The 19,255-nt window shown below is 45.4% G+C and carries 16 protein-coding genes; 4 read left to right on the top strand and 12 right to left on the bottom strand.

Features of this window, described 5'->3' with window-relative positions; genetic code table 11:
- Window positions 1-221: 221 nt before the first annotated feature.
- Together H7968_RS11715 and H7968_RS11710 are read right to left on the bottom strand one after the other, a co-directional pair.
- Entirely contained in the window at window positions 222-698 is a 477-nt protein-coding gene (locus tag H7968_RS11715; protein WP_227396332.1) for an SRPBCC family protein, read from the bottom strand.
- 138 nt (window positions 699-836) lie between these two features.
- On the bottom strand, window positions 837-2,540 hold the full coding sequence (locus H7968_RS11710; RefSeq protein ID WP_227396331.1) for a methyl-accepting chemotaxis protein: 1,704 nt from the start codon (window positions 2,538-2,540) through the stop codon (window positions 837-839).
- A gap of 217 nt (window positions 2,541-2,757) precedes the next feature.
- Between H7968_RS11710 and H7968_RS11705 the strand changes: the two genes are divergently transcribed.
- Window positions 2,758-3,030 carry a hypothetical protein gene (locus tag H7968_RS11705; RefSeq protein WP_227396330.1) on the top strand — a complete coding sequence of 91 codons (273 nt, stop codon included), beginning with the start codon at window positions 2,758-2,760 and terminating at the stop codon, window positions 3,028-3,030.
- A gap of 132 nt (window positions 3,031-3,162) precedes the next feature.
- On the opposite strand, the gene H7968_RS11700 is transcribed toward H7968_RS11705, so the two are convergent.
- The 3 genes from H7968_RS11700 to H7968_RS11690 are packed head-to-tail and all read right to left on the bottom strand — an operon-like array spanning window position 3,163 to window position 5,531.
- The gene (locus tag H7968_RS11700; RefSeq protein WP_227396329.1) at window positions 3,163-3,942 is read right to left on the bottom strand and encodes an alpha/beta hydrolase; all 780 of its coding nucleotides are present in this window, start codon (window positions 3,940-3,942) and stop codon (window positions 3,163-3,165) included.
- 3 nt (window positions 3,943-3,945) lie between these two features.
- Window positions 3,946-4,860, bottom strand: coding sequence for a DMT family transporter (locus tag H7968_RS11695; RefSeq protein ID WP_227396328.1), 915 nt, complete (start codon window positions 4,858-4,860; stop codon window positions 3,946-3,948).
- Between the two features lie 23 nt (window positions 4,861-4,883).
- A complete protein-coding gene (locus tag H7968_RS11690; RefSeq protein WP_406566403.1) occupies window positions 4,884-5,531 on the bottom strand; it encodes an MOSC domain-containing protein in 648 nt (215 codons plus the stop codon).
- A 134-nt stretch (window positions 5,532-5,665) separates the two neighbouring features.
- Here H7968_RS11690 and H7968_RS11685 point away from each other — a divergent pair, with 134 nt between their 5' ends.
- Complete coding sequence (locus tag H7968_RS11685) at window positions 5,666-7,084, top strand: NAD-dependent succinate-semialdehyde dehydrogenase (RefSeq protein WP_227396326.1); 1,419 nt, start codon at window positions 5,666-5,668, stop codon at window positions 7,082-7,084.
- 469 nt (window positions 7,085-7,553) lie between these two features.
- On the opposite strand, the gene H7968_RS11680 is transcribed toward H7968_RS11685, so the two are convergent.
- The 7 genes from H7968_RS11680 to H7968_RS11650 form a co-directional block, all read right to left on the bottom strand.
- Complete coding sequence (locus H7968_RS11680) at window positions 7,554-7,700, bottom strand: hypothetical protein (RefSeq protein WP_227396325.1); 147 nt, start codon at window positions 7,698-7,700, stop codon at window positions 7,554-7,556.
- Between the two features lie 12 nt (window positions 7,701-7,712).
- Entirely contained in the window at window positions 7,713-9,869 is a 2,157-nt protein-coding gene (locus H7968_RS11675; protein ID WP_227396324.1) for an ATP-dependent helicase, read from the bottom strand.
- Between the two features lie 165 nt (window positions 9,870-10,034).
- Window positions 10,035-11,747 (bottom strand): thiol reductant ABC exporter subunit CydC, encoded by a 1,713-nt coding sequence (gene cydC, locus H7968_RS11670; protein ID WP_227396323.1) that lies wholly within the window; start codon window positions 11,745-11,747, stop codon window positions 10,035-10,037.
- Window positions 11,744-13,471 carry a thiol reductant ABC exporter subunit CydD gene (cydD, locus tag H7968_RS11665; RefSeq protein WP_227396322.1) on the bottom strand — a complete coding sequence of 576 codons (1,728 nt, stop codon included), beginning with the start codon at window positions 13,469-13,471 and terminating at the stop codon, window positions 11,744-11,746. Before cydD ends, cydC begins: the two co-directional genes overlap by 4 nt.
- Window positions 13,472-13,868: 397 nt before the next feature.
- Window positions 13,869-14,468, bottom strand: coding sequence for a response regulator transcription factor (locus H7968_RS11660; protein ID WP_227396321.1), 600 nt, complete (start codon window positions 14,466-14,468; stop codon window positions 13,869-13,871).
- Window positions 14,465-15,598 (bottom strand): sensor histidine kinase, encoded by a 1,134-nt coding sequence (locus H7968_RS11655; RefSeq protein WP_227396320.1) that lies wholly within the window; start codon window positions 15,596-15,598, stop codon window positions 14,465-14,467. The genes H7968_RS11660 and H7968_RS11655 overlap by 4 nt, the downstream gene beginning before the upstream one ends.
- A 131-nt stretch (window positions 15,599-15,729) precedes the next feature.
- Entirely contained in the window at window positions 15,730-16,773 is a 1,044-nt protein-coding gene (locus H7968_RS11650) for a fatty acid desaturase (protein WP_227396319.1), read from the bottom strand.
- Window positions 16,774-16,959: 186 nt separating this feature from the next.
- Here H7968_RS11650 and H7968_RS11645 point away from each other — a divergent pair, with 186 nt between their 5' ends.
- On the top strand, window positions 16,960-17,925 hold the full coding sequence (locus H7968_RS11645) for a M23 family metallopeptidase (RefSeq protein WP_319799496.1): 966 nt from the start codon (window positions 16,960-16,962) through the stop codon (window positions 17,923-17,925).
- 79 nt (window positions 17,926-18,004) lie between these two features.
- Window positions 18,005-19,141 (top strand): NADH-dependent flavin oxidoreductase, encoded by a 1,137-nt coding sequence (locus H7968_RS11640; RefSeq protein ID WP_227396318.1) that lies wholly within the window; start codon window positions 18,005-18,007, stop codon window positions 19,139-19,141.
- The last annotated feature ends 114 nt before the right edge of the window (window positions 19,142-19,255 follow it).

The following is a 19,255-nucleotide window of genomic DNA, read 5'->3' as shown; positions in this document are numbered from 1 at the left end:
AAATACAGCCCTATTTGTTTTTCGACACGAAAAAGCACCATGAAAAAATCATGATGCAAAGATGTTGATTTTATCTAACGTGCCAGACCGTTCCTTTCCGTTGTCCAGCTACTTCGGGAAGGGACTAGCAAACTTCCCTTCCCCTCGTCCGATAAGTCAACATCAGCTTACTCAGCCGTGTTTCCTTTATCTCGGTCGTGGCCAGTCCAGTTTGTACGTCCCTAAACGCCCGCCTCCGCTTTAGAATCCCCATATTCCTCTTCTGCCACGAATTTAACACGCTGTGTGAACTTGCTCACGGAACGGTCCGACGCAAATAAAAGGAACATTCTCACATACCATTTCAACGGTTCATTGGTTGTCGTATAGCGGAAGTATGTCGTCTCATCATCAATTTTGATTAATTCGTATAAAGCGGTAATATCAAATAATGATCCGAGTGTGAAGCCGACCTTTAAAACCTTTTTATCTTCACCATCTTCATAATTAAGTGTTTCAACATCATACTCCATGACCCGCTTACCCTCTTTATATTTCTGTCTGTATACTGACCCCGTGCCCTCTTCCGTCTTTTTAACCTCAACATGCTCGACGACCTGCGGCATGATTTTTTTCATATCTTTTACTGAGCCATCAAAGTACTTCCAGACAAAATCGATCGGTGCTTTTATTTCAATTCCTTTTGTCCATTCACCCATTTCAGTCACCCCAAAGATTATTTTGATCTGATTGTAACATTTTTGGTGATAAAAGTTGGATGATAAATACATGAAATCAAAAGCAAACCGGTGACAGCTGAATGAGCCTGATCCGGTTTGCTTTTTTTAACATTTCAATTAAGCTAATTTAAATTGACCGAGTAACGTGCTTAATTCCACTGCTTCATCTTTTAAGGATTTAGCACTCCTCGAGACTTCCTCCATTGAGGCACTGGACTGCTGGGATGTGGCTGAAACCTCTTCAACACCCGCTGCAGATTCCTCGGAAACAGAGGCTATGCTTTCAATTGAAGAATTCATTTCTTTTGTCGATTCAATCACTGTTGTAATAGAATCTGACATATTGGCCACCTGGTCGGTTACGTTGGCAATGGTCAATTTCAACTCCCCGAAAAGTTCTCCTGTATAGGAGATTTTTTCAGTCCCGTCTGAAACCATCTGATACCCTTCCTCAAGCGACAATACTACATTTTTCGCTTCACTCTGGATTCCGCTGACGATGGATGTTATATCGGAAATGGATTGGGCCACTCCTTCAGCAAGCTTTCTCACTTCATCCGCAACAACCGCGAATCCTTTTCCATGTTCACCTGCACGCGCTGCTTCAATCGCAGCATTAAGCGCTAGAAGGTTTGTTTGATCCGCAATTTGCTGAATGACTTCAGTCAATTTTGCAATATCATCTGTTTTTTCATCCAGCCCTTTAACCATGCCAAGGGAATCTCTCATTTTTTGATCAATTTCCGACATTTGACCGACAGACTCCGTCATTGCTTCGCTACCCTTACTGGTAATACCAAGCATTGAAACAGAGCTCTCCTTCACTTCCAGCTGACTGAGTTCCACTCGGTTAATAACAGAGATAAACTCGTTCATCTTTTCAGCAAGCCCTGATGCTGCATGAGCCTGTTCTTCAGCACCGCTCGACATCTCCTCCATCGTCGTGGCAATCTGATGACTTCCTTCCTGCACTTCAGAAGAATACTGATTCAGCATTTCACTCTGATCTGTCACAGTTCCTGCGACTCCTGTAGCCTGAGAAAGCAGAACATGCAGCTTGGCTTTCATCGTATTAAAAGCAATGCCTAATTGCCCCACTTCATCTTTGCTTTGATAAGCAATATCCTCAACAGCAAGGTTTCCATTTGCAATCTCTTCTGCCATGACAACTGCACTCTTCAGATTTCTTTTTACATGGCGGGTGATTAGCATAAGCAGCGTAAGACTGATAAGAATAGATAGTCCAACTGCTGCCAGCATCACTGTTATTCCTGTGGCAACAGAAGATTTCGCGCTTTCAGACGCAACTGTGCTATCTGCAATGACCATGCCTGCAAGCTCTTCCAGACTTCCTGTAACAGAAGCTCTCAGCTGCTGTGAAGTTTCCCGGGCAGCATCTAAAGCAGGATTCGCTTCACCTGTGTAATTAGGAATAATCTCGTTTTCAAAGTTGAGATCCATTTGTTCCTTACTTCCAATCACGTCATTTAAAATGGCCGACTGGTTTTCATTTGTTGTCGTTTCCAGTACAGAAGCAGCATACGAATCAAAAGTTGTGCTCTCTTCCTGATATTCCTCTATGTAGGAATTATCTCCCGAGTTCACATAATCCGCGACCCGGACATCCATTGCTCTGAATATCCCTCCAAGATAAACAGCTGTTACTGCCCGTTCACTGCGCCGGTCCATTGCTGCTGTATCTTCTTCGATGCCTTTCATCTGGACAAATAAAACGACTGCCGTTACAACAAATAGTAAAACCGCTGACAGAACTGCTACCGAATACTTTCCGCCAATCGACAAATTACGATACCATTTCATCTTCAACCACCCTTTCAATTTTCGGAATAATATAAAACTTTAGAACTAAAGCTATATTACCCGTACATTTTTAATCAAAACCAAATAAACGAAAAAAATTAGTTCTTTCGGTCTATGAAATGTTTTAACTAAAAGAATTGATCTTTTTTGTCATATATTGATATATTTTTGAAGATAGAGGATAATAGTGCAATCTGAGAGAAAGGAGTGGATATAGATGAATGAACATACGATGACGGACCACCAGACCAGCTATCCGCAAAAAGAAATGCGCACGAAGGATTGGCTGATTACTTTATTGCTGCTGGCAATTCCGATTGTGAATATTGTGTTATTGTTTGTGTGGGCTTTTGGTGGGGATACGAGTCAGAAGAAATATTATTCCAGGGCTTCGCTGATTTTAGCTGCTATTTTTGTTGGACTTTATATTCTTTTATTTGTTTTATTTATGATTCTTGGAATTGCGTTTTCTTCTAATTCAACGTATTAAAAATAAAAACCGGGCAAGGGCCAACCTTCGCTTGGCCCTTCCCCTCTATATGTTTTTATAGAACAAAATACATATATAAACCGTACTGAAACACCACTGATGAGTACGGTTTCTTTTAAACAAGCCTTGCTTTTAGTGCTTGAGCGGAAGCCACTTTAAAACGTCCTGGATTTTTTTATCCCAGTACGCCCAGGTGTGGCTTTCTCCTTCATTTTCCTCGTAATCAAGAGCAGCATTCTTCTCTTGAAGCAGCGCGGCAAAGGTCTGATTGCCTTTGAACAACAGGTCGTCTGTTCCGCAGCATTGATAAAGGGCAGGAAGCTGGTTTACGTCTGACTGTTCTAAAAGGTAGAACAGATCGTCTTCTGTGTTACGTGGTCCTATATCTCCAAAAATCAACTGGTAGTCATTCATAACGAAGGATGCTGCACGATCTTTATAGGCATTGATATCCAGCACCCCGGATAAACTGGCTGCAGCTGCGAATTGCTCCGGTTTTCTAAGGGCCAGCTTAAAAGCCCCGTATCCACCCATGGATAATCCGGCCACGAAGTTTTCCTCCCGTTTCGCTGACAGTGGAAATAATGACCGTGCAATAGTCGGCAGCTCTTCACTGATAAAGGTCCAGTACTTCATACCATAATGCATATCCGTATAAAAGCTGCGCTGAACCTGCGGCATGACAACCGCTATCCCCATTTCAGAAACATACCGTTCAATAGAGGTTCTCCGCGTCCAGATCGAGTCATCATCTGAAAGACCGTGCAGTAAGTACAATACAGGATGCCGTTCGCTCTCTTTGGCATCAGACTTCATGCCAATCTGATTGTGTGTTTTTTGTGGTAAAATGACGGTCATTGTTGTCGTCATTCCGAGTACATCTGAATAAAAACGGCAAGTAATCAATGCCACTGTCTACACTCCCCTTTTTAACTGCCGGCTTCGAATCCAGTGATCAACCGCTCCACTGCCGCTTAGTACACCTGCTACAATTAACAAAAATCCGACGATTTGTCCTACGAACACTGGTTCATTCAGTAAAATCGCAGCTCCGGTAATCGAAAACAGCAGATTGAGGTTTGTGAATACCGCTGCTTCACTCGGACCAATCAGGCGAATCGCATTATTGTAAATCATGTGACCAATCCCTGTAGCGATAAAGGCTGAAGCAAAAAATACGGCATAATGATAGCCTTCACCGGTCAGCAGTGACGCGTAACCAGACGGCTCTGTTAACAGACTGATAATCCCGAGAATAATAGAACCGGTGATCATCATCCAGCCCGTTAATACAATCACGTTCAGATCGACCGTCATTTTTTTAATCAGTACAAAGCTGATGGCCTGCGTGACGGCTGCGAGCAAAATGAACCAGTCTCCAGCAGCAATACTGAATTCACCGGTACTGCCCGCCATCATGACGAGTGCCACACCGCCAAAGCCGATCAGAATCCCCATTATTTTCAGCGGCGTCAACGAGGCTTTTAAGAAAATCAGTGCCGCAATGGCGGTCAGAATCGGAATCAGACCAAGAATCAATCCGGTATTCACCGCAGTCGTTCCTTTAAGTCCCACTGATAAAAAATAATGATGTCCCACAATATTGAACAATCCAATCAGCACGATGATACCAAGCTGCTTCGCCGAAGGGATTGCCAGCTTTTTCTGAATCGCGAGCACTGCCATAACGGCAAGTCCTGCCGTGAAAATTCTTAATGAAGTCATGGCAACCGGGGAAAATGCCTCGACCAGCACTTTTAATGCCACCACATTCAGTCCCCATGCCACCATAATTGAAACGAGCCAAACATACGCATTGGATTGCGTCATACCCTCACCTGATTTCTCTCTGTTTAATGTAATGCTGAAAGCTTTTTCTCGAGTTTAGGACGGAGCGTTTTGGATAAAGCTTGTGCGCTCAGAACCCTCTCATATTGTTCTTTTGTCGGCTTTTTTGCAAATAAAAGCTCATTTACATGCTGAACCGTTACACCTGCCGGATCACGCTGAATCAGCTTCAGGTCATCACCCGGCTTTACCGTACCTTCTTTTAATACACGGAAATAAAATCCTGTATAGCCTGAATCGCGCATTCGGACAATCAGCTCCGGCTTATCGTATTTAGCGGCAATTTTAAAGCAAGGCTGTCGCGGCTCCGTTACCTGAATGACCGCTTCACCAAATTGAAACTGATCACCGATAAAGGTGTCACGCTCAAGAAGACCTTCTGTTGTCAGGTTCTCACCGAACATCGACTCCCCTTCTTTCATACTCATCCAGTCACGCCAAAAGTCATGATGATCATACGGATAAAGACAAAGTGCTTTTTCCGTTCCACCGTGATGCTCAGGCGTCTGTTCATCAGAAGCCAGGCCGGTTTTGGTTACAACCATTTCCTCTGTTATCGGGCTTTTTAACAATGCACTTTCAAAAGTTTTACTGCCAAACGTTAAGGTTTCCACACGAGCTACATTAATTGATTTAACTTTATACGTTTCCACACACATCATTCCTTTAGCGAAATAATTCGTCCTTCTAAATTATAACGTATTTTATCAGATACGAGATTTAAGATTGAAGATAAAATGAAAAGGGTAGAGTGGAAGAACACACTAAAAGACAGGAGTGATCTGCAATGGATACATATTCACACATCATCAACGGTCAGAAAACAGGCCAGGAGCTCGACACGATTGACGTCGTAAATCCGGCTACCGGTGAAACAATCGCGACAGTTCCTCAGGGTGGTAAAGAAGAAGCGGAACATGCAGTCGATGCTGCACACGAAGCCTACAAAAGCTGGTCAAAAAAATCCGCCTACGAACGCAGCGAATTGTTAATGAAATGGGCCCATCTCATTGATGAGAACACTGATGATCTCGCACGCACGATGACGATTGAGCAGGGTAAACCGCTAAAGGAAGCAGCTGGTGAAATCAGTTATGCGAACGGATTTATTAAATGGTTTGCCGAAGAAGGCAAGCGTATTTATGGAGAAACGATTCCTTCTTCAAAAGATGGCAAGCGATTGTTCGTTCATAAACAGCCGGTTGGTGTAGCAGCAGTAATTACGCCGTGGAATTTCCCGGCAGCCATGATCACCCGTAAAGTCGGACCTGCCCTTGCTGCGGGATGTACTTGTGTCATTAAACCAGCCGGGATGACGCCAATTACAGCAATTAGACTTGTTGAGTTAGCAAAAGAAGCCGGTATTCCGGATGGTGTACTCAATGTTGTAACAGGTAAATCCTCTGATATCAGTGAAGCCTGGCTAGCTGATGAGCGCGTCCGCAAACTCACATTTACTGGATCCACCGAGGTCGGAAAATCACTGATGAAAGGCGCAGCGGATACGATGAAAAAGATTTCGCTTGAGCTCGGCGGCCATGCCCCGGCGATTGTGATGGATGATGCTGATCTTGAAAAAGCGGTAGATGGTGTCGTTGCAACAAAGTTCCGGAACGCCGGCCAGACCTGTGTGTGCGCGAACCGCATTTACGTACACGAAAAAATTGCAGATGAGTTCACAAAACGCTTTACTGAAAAGGTCGAAGCTTTAACGCTTGGTGACGGGCTTGAAGAAGGTGTTGATCTTGGTCCTCTTATTAACGAAGACGCTGTTGAAAAAGTGGATGAGCATATTCAGGACGCTGTCTCTAAAGGCGCTGTCATAGAAACAGGAGGAGAACGCCGCGACGGGCTGTTTTATAAACAGACTGTTTTATCCGGCGTAACAGATGACATGCTTTGCATGAAAGAAGAAACGTTTGGACCTGTGGCGCCTATTACGGTGTTTAAAACGGAAGAAGAAGCGATTGAGCGTGCAAATGATTCCATTTACGGTCTGGCTGCTTATGTGTTCACAGAAAACCTTTCGACCGGCATCCGGATTTCAGAAGCACTTGAATACGGGATTGTCGGCTTAAACGATGGACTCCCTTCCGCACCTGAAGCGCCATTTGGCGGATTCAAGCAAAGCGGACTCGGTCGTGAGGGCGGTCATCAGGGTATTGAAGAGTATCTTGAAACGAAGTATATTTCGGTTGGATTATAAGGTGACTGGTGTTTTGTGAACCAGTGCTGTTACGGGATGAGGCTTGTTTCTTGGGTTAGTCAAGAGCATTGAGCTGGTGATGTTTTTGGAAAGGGTCTTGTCTTAAATGACAGGGCCTTTTTGGTGTTGGACAGGTCTTTTCAGGAAGTGGTGGAGGTTTGATGGAATCAAGCTGTGAAGTGAGGGAATTGTGGTTGAGAAGTGATGGAATCCAACCCGTGTTTGAAGGAAAAAGCTGCTCGAGTGGACCTAGTGATAGAATTAATTTTTCAAACGATCGAATGTTTTTCCAGAAAGAAGGAATTAAAATCTGAAAAGAAGAAATCATTCAAGGTTGTGAAGGAATCTTGAATCACCGCAGGCTCATTCATCCTGATCACCAGTCTCCATACCGCCTATTCTCCATTAAAATAGCTGCGAACACACCACTAGGTGCATTCACAGCTTTCTTCTGATACTTCATATTTTTTTATCGTGAAGACGTTTTATTCATTTCAGCACCTTCACCACATCCTATACAATATAGCTTGTTCCCCTCTGTTACGCCATTTAAAAATCCATTTTCACAATACACCGTTTTCCCGCAGCGTACACATTTCCCCACTTCTTCTCGCATGCTTACACCCCTTTATTCTGCAGGTTCGAGCAGTCCCATCGTTAAACATAAGTCCAGTGCCAGTCTTTTTGTTCCTTTCGAGAACTTTATTTCGAGTCCGTCTTCTGTAAATCCTTCTATTCTTCCTTTTCCAAATACGCGGTGCTTCACAAAACGGCCTACCTCAAGATCTGATACTTTCCTGATCGCATTTGGGTTTTGCGGGATTCGTGACTCTTCGATTTGCTGCTGTTCCTCCGCTGGATGAATGATTTCATTTACCCGGAGCAAGAACGGTGAGGGTCTGGTTGTATTACCGGCCCGGTTTCTGTAGGAAAGCAGCTCAAGCTCCTCCTCCGCTCGGGTCATGCCGACATAAAACAGTCGTGCCGCTTCTTCAATCGGCTCACGGTTCCCGGCCTTCTGCTCTTTTTCATCATTTTTAGAAGGGATGACATCACTGATCAAATCGAGCATATACACCTTTTTAAACTCCAGCCCCTTTGAGCTGTGGAGCGTGGATAAGGTCACCGCATTCTGATGTTTATTAAATTTCGACGTTTTTAAAAGGGATTCGAGATGCTTCAGGCGGTTTGCAAAGGCGACCATTCCGGTTTCCTTCTGCGCAATCTGTTCAAGGGTGCCGAGCACATCATGAAGATATTCCAATGAGAAACCGAGATTTTCGCTCATCTTTTCAAGCGCCCGGTCGTATCCCGCCTGCTCGCGGATCATCCGGATCACGCGGTACGGCTCTCCACCCTTCATCCTGTCAAACGCCCGCTTTAATCCATTCAGCTGCTTTTTCTGGTAGTCCTTTAAGGAGTTCAACTGAAGCAGCCGGTCAAAAACTGATCCTTCCTCAGGCTGTTTTTTCAGCTCAAACAGCTGCTGACGGGTGACATAACCGAGGCATTTCGTCGAGATTTTTTCAAACAGCTCCACCTTTGTATCGTTAAAGGTCAGCCGCATAAAGTTCAGAATGTCCTCCACGATCCAGTGACTGAAGAAACGCACATCTGAATCCTTCATATAAAATGGAATCTGCGCGCGTTCAAGCTCATTCATAATTAAAATCGAGGAACTGTTTGTACGGTAAAGGACGGCTGCATCACGGTAGTTTTCAAGCTTGGCAAGCTCCTGTGCGAGATACGCTGCCTGGTCCTCATAATCCGGGAACACTCTGATCCGGACCGCCTCTCCCTCTTCATTTTCAGTGAACATATTTTTTTCATAACGGTTTTTATTATGCTTGATAAATTCATTGGCCGCGTTGACAACCTCAGGTGTGGAGCGGTAATTCTGCTCCATCATCAGCACTTCCGCCTGCGGATATACTTTTTTAAAATCCAGCAAATACTGGGGTTCAGCCGCTCTCCACGTGTAGATTGACTGATCGTCATCCGCCACCACACACAAATTCTGATGCCGCTCAACCAGCTTTTCCACAATCGCATGCTGAACGAGTGAGGTGTCCTGACTTTCATCCGTTAAAACGTGATCAAATCGGGACTGGTAGCTTTTCAATAGTGAAGCATCTGATTTAAATGCCTCTAAGGCAAACGTCAGCATGTCATCATAATCAAGCATCAGCTGATCCGGATTCTGCTGCTTCACACGTTCATATTCTTCTGCAATCTCAGCAGCCTGCTTTACTTCGCATTTCACAGTATTCCATTTAGCCCGCGGCACAAGCTTATTTTTGATAAAACTGATATAGTTCGTCAGTTCTTCAAGCTGATCATCCGTGATATTTTCTTTATTGAAACGCTGAAACAGATTGCGCAGCAGCATTTTTTTATTCCCTGCAAAATCTGCCGGGTCTTCAACGGGCCCTTCGATCAGCTTCCATGAACGCCTCTGCTTTTTTAAATAGTCTCTGACAACTGAAAACGCCAGACTGTGGATTGTTGAAAAGTCGACTTCCGGAAGGGCTGGGAACATTTTTGTAAAACGCTGCTTCATATCATCTGCAGCAGCTTTACTGAAGGTGACTCCCTTGATTCTTGCCGGATCCACACCCCGCTCTTCAATCAGGTGTCCTATTCTCATCATAATCGTTGTTGTTTTCCCTGAACCGGGTGAGGCCAGAAGGAGTAACGGACCATCCCCATGCAGCACTGCCTTCTTCTGCACATTGTTCAGGTTCACACCGATTTCCTTCCGCTTTCTCTCAAAATAATCTGCCATGATCCATTCGTCTCCTGTTCAAATCTTCTATGCGGTTATTGTAACATTGATCGGTTTTCTTAGGAGGTTGCTTTTGATGCATAAAACGCAGCCTGCTAAATGTGCAGTTGTAAATGATGATCGACACAAAAAAGGACAACAGCGATCGCCGTTGTCCCCTTCTTTCTATAAAAACACTTCCTGCTCAATTTGTTTCATTTCAAAAAACACACCTTTTTTCTCCATCAGCTCGTGATACGAACCCGACTCCACAAGCTTTCCATGATCCATAACGAGAATGCGATCCATCTGTTCAAGTCCTGTTAAACGGTGACTGATCAAAAGCAGTGTATCATTTTCAGCTTTCTCAAATAAGGCTGACATGACCTTATTTTCCGTCACGCTGTCAACTGATGAAGTCGGCTCATCAAGCAGCCACAGACGATCCCCTTTCAGCAGCGCCCTGGCAATGGCCAGCCGTTGACGCTCCCCACCTGACAGGTTTTCACCTTTTTCAAGTACAGGATCATCAAGCGTAAAGCGTGCCAGATCCATTAAGTGCAGCGCTTCATTCAGCTCATCGTCCGAAAGCCCCTCTCCTGCTATCATCAGATTATCACGGATCGTTCCAAAGAAGAAATGGTTCTCCTGCATCACCACATTGGCGTGACGCCAAATCTCTTGTGACGGAACATTTTTGAGATTCTTCCCGCCAATCGATACCTCCCCCTCATCTGTCCGGAGAATGCCGAGAATGAGTTGGAAAATGGTCGACTTACCTGATCCGCTGGCCCCGACAATCGCTGTTTTTGAACCGGCTGGAAGTGAAAAGCTGACAGAATCAACAACCGGACGCGATTCCCCTTCAAATGTGTAGGATACGTCCTTGAACTGAAGATCTAATACCGTTTTTTCCAGTGACTGAAAAGGTTCAACGGCTTCAGCCGGCTTCATATCCGTTACCTCATTTAACCGCTGAGCCGCATGACGACTATCTTCATAGTGATTGGCCAACAAAGCCATCGGCGTCGCATTTTCAAAAACAGTCAGTGCAAGCATGACGAGCATGGCGAGAAACAGTGCATCCAGCTCTCCGTTAACCGCCAGATACACACTCATCGCAAGCACACCCCAAGACACAAGCAATCCGGCAGACTGGTTAAACGACTGATTCAGCATCCCCTGACTGCCCGTTTTTTCCTGGTTGCTGACATAGGAAGCAGCAGACTGTCTTAATGCTTCCTGCTTTTGAACCAGCTGCTGATAAATTTTCAGATCCCTGAAACCATACAGCACTTCAGCCGCATCGGTTGATAACGCAGCGCGCGTCTCTCTCACCTCTTCTTCAAGCTTCTTGCGGCGCAACGCAAAAAGTGCCGGGAGAATCAGACCTGTTAACAGCAATCCTGCCAAAAACAGCACCGAAATCCAGATCGAATAAAAAGCGGTGAAAAACATCGTACTGAGGAAGATCAGCACAAGCACAACCGGCGGATAGTAAACGCGGAGAAAAAAGTTCTGAAGACTTTCCACATCTCCAACGATCCTTGCCAGAAGATCACCGCTACGGAATTTCTGAAAAATACCCGGTGCAAGCGGCTCAAGCTTTTCAAAGAAATTCACCCTGATTCTGGCGAGTATATTAAACGTCGCGCGGTGCGAGTATATGCGCTCCCCGTATCGGCTACCGGCTTTAGCAAGACCGAATACCTTTAAAAAGGCAATCATTAAAGCCAGAGTATACACCGGCGGAACTAGTGCCGCTTTGGAAATCAAATAACCACTGGAGGCAAACAGACCAGCTGTCGTTGCACCTCCAAGGAAGCCAAACAGGACTGAATACCATACATCCTTACGCTCTCTGGCGATTTCCTTTAACACAATTCTCAGGTCACTCATTGAGGTACTCCTCCTTGCTGAACATTGACCATTTCGCGATAGGAAGCTGATTTCAGCAGTTCATCATGCGTTCCTTTTGCTGATAATGTTCCGTCCTCAAGCAGTAAGATCTGATCAGCCTGACGGATCGTATACAATCTGTGAGCAACTGTGATGACGGTTGCGTGCTCACCCAGCTCCTTCATGGACGACGTTAAAATTCTTTCTGTTTTCAAATCAAGACCCGTCGTAGGTTCATCGAAAAGAATCACAGATGGCTTTTTCAAAAAGGCTCTGGCTAAAGCAAGACGCTGCTTTTCTCCTCCTGACAGCCCTCTGCCCGCTTCACCAACAGGCGTATCAAGTCCTTTTTCAAGTGATACAATCAATTCCCCGAGACCTGCCTTTTCAGCTGCGAGCTTAATGTCCTCACGAGTTGCATGACGGTTGCTGCCGATCGCAATATTATCAGCAAGCGTTCCAGAGAAAATAAAAGGCTGCTGGGAAATATAACTCAGCTTAGAAAACCAGCTATCCTCGGTATATTCACTTAACGGGCGGTTATTAACCAATATCGTCCCATCAGAAGGTGCGACAAGACCACTTAATAAATGCAGTGCTGTCGTTTTACCCGATCCACTCTTTCCAATCAGCGCAGATTTTTCAAAGGGTGATATGCCCGCGTTAAGAGGACCGAGTTTAAAGCCGTTTTCACCATATTGGAATTGAACATCCTTAAAAACAATTTCAGGAGGCTGATCACCGCTTAAAACACGTTCTCCCCACTGCACCCGATCCTCTTTTTGATCAAGCTCAGACGTAATGAGCGCTGCGGCTCCCATACTTCCGCGTCCTGTATGAAAAGCACTACCCAGCTCACGAATCGCCACATAAAATTCCGGCGCCAAAACAAGCAGGAAAAACGCCGTAAAGAAGGTCACGCTTTCAAAAAGAACGAGCCTCAACCCAAGTTCAAGCGCGATCAATCCAACCCCAAGCATCGAAATATACTCAAGCATCAGTGACGAAATGAAAGCCACCTTCAACACCTCAAGCGTGGCATCCCTGAACTTAAAGCTGCTATCCTCAATCGCATCACGCTGTTTTTTAGACTGTCCAAACAGCTTCAGCGTTGTCAGTCCCTGAAGCGTATCCAGAAAAGTCCCGGAAAAAGCAGATAACTGTCCCATCTGCTCTTCAGATTTCTTCTGCGTCTTAATTCCGATAATCACAAAAAACAGGGGGATAAACGGCGCTGTCACCATCAGAATCAGCGCTGAAATTAAATCCTGTGTAAAAGCTACAATCAAAATCATCAGCGGAACAATCGACGTCTGGATCACCTGCGGGATATAACGGCTGAAATAGCTGTCCACCTCATCAACCGCATCGAGCATCACACTGATCTTTCTTCCCGACTGCCCCTGCAAAGAAGCCTGCACAGGATTTCTCGTATATTTAGCCAACAGCTGCTCGCGGATCGTCTGTTTCACCTTCGCAGCCATCCACGCTCCCGTTCTTCCACTCGCAAACGTCAGCATCGCACGGGCTACAAGCGCAACAGCAAGCCAGCCAAACAACGGCAACACATCATTCCAACCGGCATCCTGCAGAAAAATCTGATCCACAATCCGCACGATAAAATAAGCCTGTGCAATAATACTCGCACCAGACAAAATCGCAATCGTAACCAGCAGAATAAGCGTCCCCTTATACTCTCTCGCATAACGAGCCAATTCGTTCATTTTAAGCTCTCTCCATTCTCAGAAATGGCATGAATCTTTTAAATGTGAAGTATTTCACAATTATAGTTAGTCTTATTATAACGAATTATACGTGAAATTTCACCTCATAGGGATTCGCAGCATGTGTACAGTGTTCAGACATGTAATTTTGTCTAAAATCCCGATTGGAATTGTGAAACGAACCTAATCCGGATAAGTCAAATGACCTTATTTTACGAAACATGATCGAAACCCTGCGAACCTTCTCGAAAATCTCACGAACCACACACCAAATCTTTCGAAACAACATCAAAATCCCGCGAACCCCGACTAAAATCCTTCGAACCCCCGGCCGCGAGCGGAGGATGATCCCGGCGCGATTTTGGATTAAAAGAAAAACGCCCCCTCACAGAGACGTCTACTTAAACCAGCCCTTCTCACGAAAACGCGAAATCGCTTCAATCCGGTTCGACACCTCAAGCTTATCGAGGATCACCGAAATATAATTCCGCACCGTTCCATTCGTAATAAACAATGTGCCCGCAATTTCCTTCGTCGTTTTACCCTCAGCAATCAGCTCCATGACCTCCTGCTCCCGCTCCGTCAGCGGATTCGGTTCAGTCAGCGCCATATCAACGAGCTCCGGCGCATAAATTCTGCGTCCTTCCATAATCGTCCGGATCGAACGCGCGAGCTCCTCACTCGGACTGTCCTTCAGCAAATACCCGCTGACACCTGCATTGCGTGCCCGTTCAAAATATCCCGGACGGGCAAATGTCGTCAGAATGATGATTTTACACGGCTCATCCTTTAGCTCTTCAGCCGCATCAAGTCCAGTTTTTAACGGCATTTCAATATCCATGATACAGACGTCAGGCTGAAGCGAACGAACCATCTCAATGGCTTCTTCCCCATTTTTCGCTTTCCCGACCACCTGCAGATCCTCCTCTAAATCGAGCAGAGAACCAAGCGCGCCAAGCAGCATCGTTTGGTCTTCCGCCAGTACAATCCGAATCATCCTGTTTCCTCCTTAGACGAGTGCTTCACAATGGTTGGCACACTGATGATAACCGTCGTGCCTAATCCATTTTTTATATCCAGCGATCCATTCACAAACTCCAGTCGCTCCCTCATGCCGCGAATCCCGTTACCTTCTGAGAAACGGTCAGTAGAAAACCCGCTACCGTTATCCTCCACTGTGATGCGCAATTCCTTAGGTAGCTGTTGTACTTCTACCTGGCACTGAGTAGCACTGCTGTGTTTCACCACATTCGTTACAGCTTCTTTTACACACATACTCACTACATTCTCCACTAAAAGCGGAACGTTTTTCAAAGCAGGATCTCCCTTCACCTCCACTTTCATTCTGGCCGCATTGAGCAGTTCACGTATATGATAAATTTCATCTTCAAGCTTTGTTCCCCTCATATCAGACACGAGTTCACGCACTTCTTTTAAAGCGGTGCGGGCTGTCTGATGGATATCCTTCAGCTCATTTTTCGCAGACTCAGGATTTGCAACCAGCAGCTTACTCGCCAGATCACTTTTTAAACCAATTAACGATAGCTTCTGCCCGAGCGTATCATGCAGGTCACGGGCTATCCGCTGACGCTCCTCCATCACCATCAGATCGGAAATCCGCTTCTGCGCGTATTCCAGCTGACCTTCGAGCTTCTGACGCTTCATCCGGTTATACGAATTAATCGGCAGTAAAATAACACCGATTACACTGATAAACACAAACGGAAACTGCGTGAAAAACAGCTGATCCTGCGTGAAGAAAGCAATGTTAACCGTCACAATCGTTGAGCCGACCAAAATACCGTAAAGTGTAAAAAAACCAACCTTATTCTGTACCGTACCAATCATAAAAGAAAGAAATATCGCAAAATAAACAAAGCCAAACAGCACCGTCATCGCAATACTGATCGCAATCGCAATTCCTACCCAAACATAATTCAGCCAGCCCTTCGTCAAAAAAGTCAGGCGGTAGGAAACAAAGAAAATCAAAATCATCAAAACACCGACCGAAATCTCAAGCCAGGTAGATGACCTGAAAATAAAATAAAACGGCAGCATACAGAAAATAATCCATATATAAATATTCAAGCCTGTATTCTTCGGGAAAATGTTATACCAGTTTTGCATGATGCTCCGTCCTTTCTGTTATGAATAAGTATAACATGGGGACGGAGCGCCTGTTCCTTTTTGCAAAAAGGAACAGGCGCTCCGTCCCCAAAAAAACCGCATCCTAAAACAGGACGCGGTTTCAAAAGCGATTATTGTTTTGTCTGCATCCTTCTCATTTCAAGGCGCATTTTTTCTTTTTTCAGCTGCTGTTTGACTTCATTAAAGCTGACAAAGGTTTTGCGCGTTTCGTCGTACAGACGGAAGCGGATGGATTCGAGACTTGATTTCATGGTAATCGTTGTTGCTTTTTGTAATGGCGGTGTTGATTCGTGTGCTTTTTCAAGATGGTAGTTCGGCACTCTCGGGCTCAGATGGTGCACATGGTGGTAGCCGATGTTGCCCGTTACCCACTGAAGCACTTTAGGAAGCTTGTAATAGGAGCTGCCGTCAACCGCTGCTTTGACATAATCCCATTCAGATTCGTCTTCAAAGTAAGAATCCTCGAACTGATGCTGTACATAAAACAGCCAGATGCCAAGCATCCCTGATACGAACATGATCGGGCCATGTACAAGCAGAAACGCTTCCCAGCCGACCAGAAGGACCATCAATGTATATAACACTACAATTGAGATATTCGTCAAATACGTATTTTTACGCTCTTTTTTCCTTGCGTCACTACGATTCATCCGGTTCGTAACAAGGAACAAATACACTGGTCCAAGACCAAACATCACTAGTGGATTACGGTATAGGCGATAAGATAAACGTTCTTTCCACGATGCCTTTTTGTATTCTTCCACTGTCATGATCCAGATGTCACCTGTTCCACGCTTATCAAGATTTCCGCTCGTTGCGTGGTGGATCGAGTGTTCACGCTTCCACTTTTCATACGGAAACATCGTAATAATGCCGGTGATGGTACCGACGAGGTTATTCAGCTTTTTGTTTTTAAAAAATGACCCGTGACAGCAGTCATGGAAGATGATGAAAATTCTTACTACAAATCCTGCAGCAATGATCCCCAGTCCTAATGTCAGCAGATAAGAAATTTCAAGGCTCTGATAGGCTAAAAACCATAATATAAAAAACGGTGGAATGGTATTAATCATTTGTCTGACGCTTGCTTTTAAGTCTGTTTTTTCATAAGGAGAGACACTTTTACGCAGCTCGGCAATCTTTTGTTTCGTCATGATTTCCTCCTCTGTTGCTCTTATGACCTCATCATAAAGCTTTCCCCATTTAAAAATAAGTCATGAGTGTAAGGGATCATTCATGACAGGTGTCATGTTCTATTTAGCAGGATCAGGAATATAAAAAGCATTCTGGTAAAACACAGGTCAATAATTCTTTTTTGAACGGGTCATACTACCCGAGAGGTGATTTTATTGAAAATTGGAGTATGGCTTATTGTATTCATATTTTTATTCCCTGCCTCCGCGCTGGCTCAAGAAACAAAGCGGGAGGACCTGCTGAAGGAACGATTAAGCTATTACAACCTTTATCAGCATCAGGCTGTACCGTGGTATTACCTGGCTGCTGTTGATCAGTTTGAACGCAATATTCAGCCGGTGCGTTCTGATCTTGAGAAAAAAGAGGGACCTCTTTCTTTAACCATCCCTGACGATAAATGGTTCGGTCCCCTTCATCCTGATCAAAGTAACCTGTCCCCTTACTTTATTTCTTTTTTTGGTGGTATCGGGCTGGATGCAAATGGTGATGGGAAAGCCGATCCGAATGATCCTGAGGATATCTTTGGGTCAATGGCTGACTTTATTCAACAGTTTGACTCCTTCGAGCAGGCCATGACCTACTATTACGAAAGAAAAGAAAGCATCCGGCAGGTCATGACCATTTCTGAGATCTATCAGCACTTCAATTCACTCGATCTCTATCAGCACGTATTCCCTTTAGCTAAAAACTATGAATACAGTTACCGGAGTACATGGGGCGATAAACGGGGCTGGGGTGGCAGGAGAATGCACGAAGGAACGGACTTATTTGCCGGCTACGGGACACCTGTTCTTGCCACCACCTATGGCAAAATCGAAGAGCTGGGCTGGAATGATTATGGCGGCTGGCGTGTCGGCCTCCGTGATATTCACAACGTCTATCACTACTACGCCCACCTGTCCGGTTTTGAAAAAGGGTTAAAGAAAGGGAATTATGTAAAACCGGGTGATCGGTTAGGGTATGTCGGCAGCTCCGGTTACGGGAAAGAAGGAACAAGCGGCAAATTCCCTCCTCATATGCATTACGGACTGTATATGGAAAACGGCCGCACACAATGGGCATTTGATCCTTACCCGTCTTTAAAGGTATGGGAAAAGAATGATCAGCCTTAGTTGCACATTCCGTGAGCATCTTTCTTTAGTGAGTCGAAAAGAACCCGTATAATGTGGAGCAGATTGACTCAACAGGAGGATGATTCAAATGAGCAAACCATTTTTAGATTCATTTACCTTTAAAAACGGCGTAACGTTAAAAAACAGATTGTTCATGGCACCGATGACGAATTTTTCGTCTAAAGATAATGGAGAAGTCACACAGGAAGAACTTGACTACTATCGCGTGCGTTCAGGCGGCGTTGGCACTGTGCTGACTGCTGTGGCAAACGTAACGGATGACGGCAAAGGCTTCCACGGGGAAATCGGCGCACACCGTGACGACCTTGTACCAAGCCTGAAATTACTTGCTGACACGATCAAAGGAGAAGGCGCAAAAGCGATCCTGCAAATTTTCCACGCAGGCCGTATGGCACCGCCGGAATTGCTCCCGGATAACCAGACCGTCAGCGCAAGTGCAGTCGCACCGGAGCGTGAAGGCGCAATGACACCACGCGAGCTGACAAATGATGAAATCGAAACGATTATTAAAGCATTTGGCGACGCAACACGCCGCGCGATTGAAGCAGGCTTTGACGGTGTTGAAATTCACGGCGCCAACACCTACCTGATTCAGCAATTCTTCTCACCACATTCAAATCGCCGTGAAGATAAATGGGGCGGATCCGTTGAAAAGCGCATGACATTCCCATTGGCGGTCATTGATGAGGTGAATAAAACAGTGAAGGAATTCGGCAATGACTCCTTTATTGTCGGTTACCGTTTATCACCGGAAGAACGCGAAAACCCTGGTATCACAATGGAAGACACGTTAACATTTGTAGATCGTCTTGCAAAAGAAGACCTAGACTATCTCCACGTATCCGTACAGGACTTCCATCAGGGCTCTATGCGCGACGAAGCAGATACAGCATCACGCGTTCAGCTCGTCCACGACCGTGTCGGAAGCCAGATCCCAATCATCGGAGTAGGCTCACTGCACACACCCGACGACGTAGCCAAAGCCATGGCAGGAGGCGTGCCACTCATCGCACTCGGCCGCGAAATCATCGTCGAGCCGGACTGGGTACAAAAAGTCGAATCAGGCAAAGAAAGCGACATCCGCACCTCTTTATCCGTCGACGACCGTGAAAAACTCACCGTCCCAGAACCGCTATGGAAAGCAATCGTCAACACAAAAGGCTGGTTCCCGGTTAAAGAGCACCAAAACGCCTAGGGGACGGAGCGCCTGTTCCTTTTTAAACATGAATAGGTTAATCAACCGGCCTTCCACTTGGGAGGCCGGTTTTTGGGGGACGGAGCGGGTGTTCATTTTGCCGGAAATGAACAC

It is taken from the genome of Jeotgalibacillus aurantiacus (assembly GCF_020595125.1).
In the GTDB taxonomy this organism is placed as follows: Bacteria; Bacillota; Bacilli; order Bacillales; family Jeotgalibacillaceae; genus Jeotgalibacillus; species Jeotgalibacillus aurantiacus.
The sequence above is the reverse complement of the archived record's forward strand: the minus strand, read 5'-3'. Positions and strand labels throughout refer to the sequence as shown.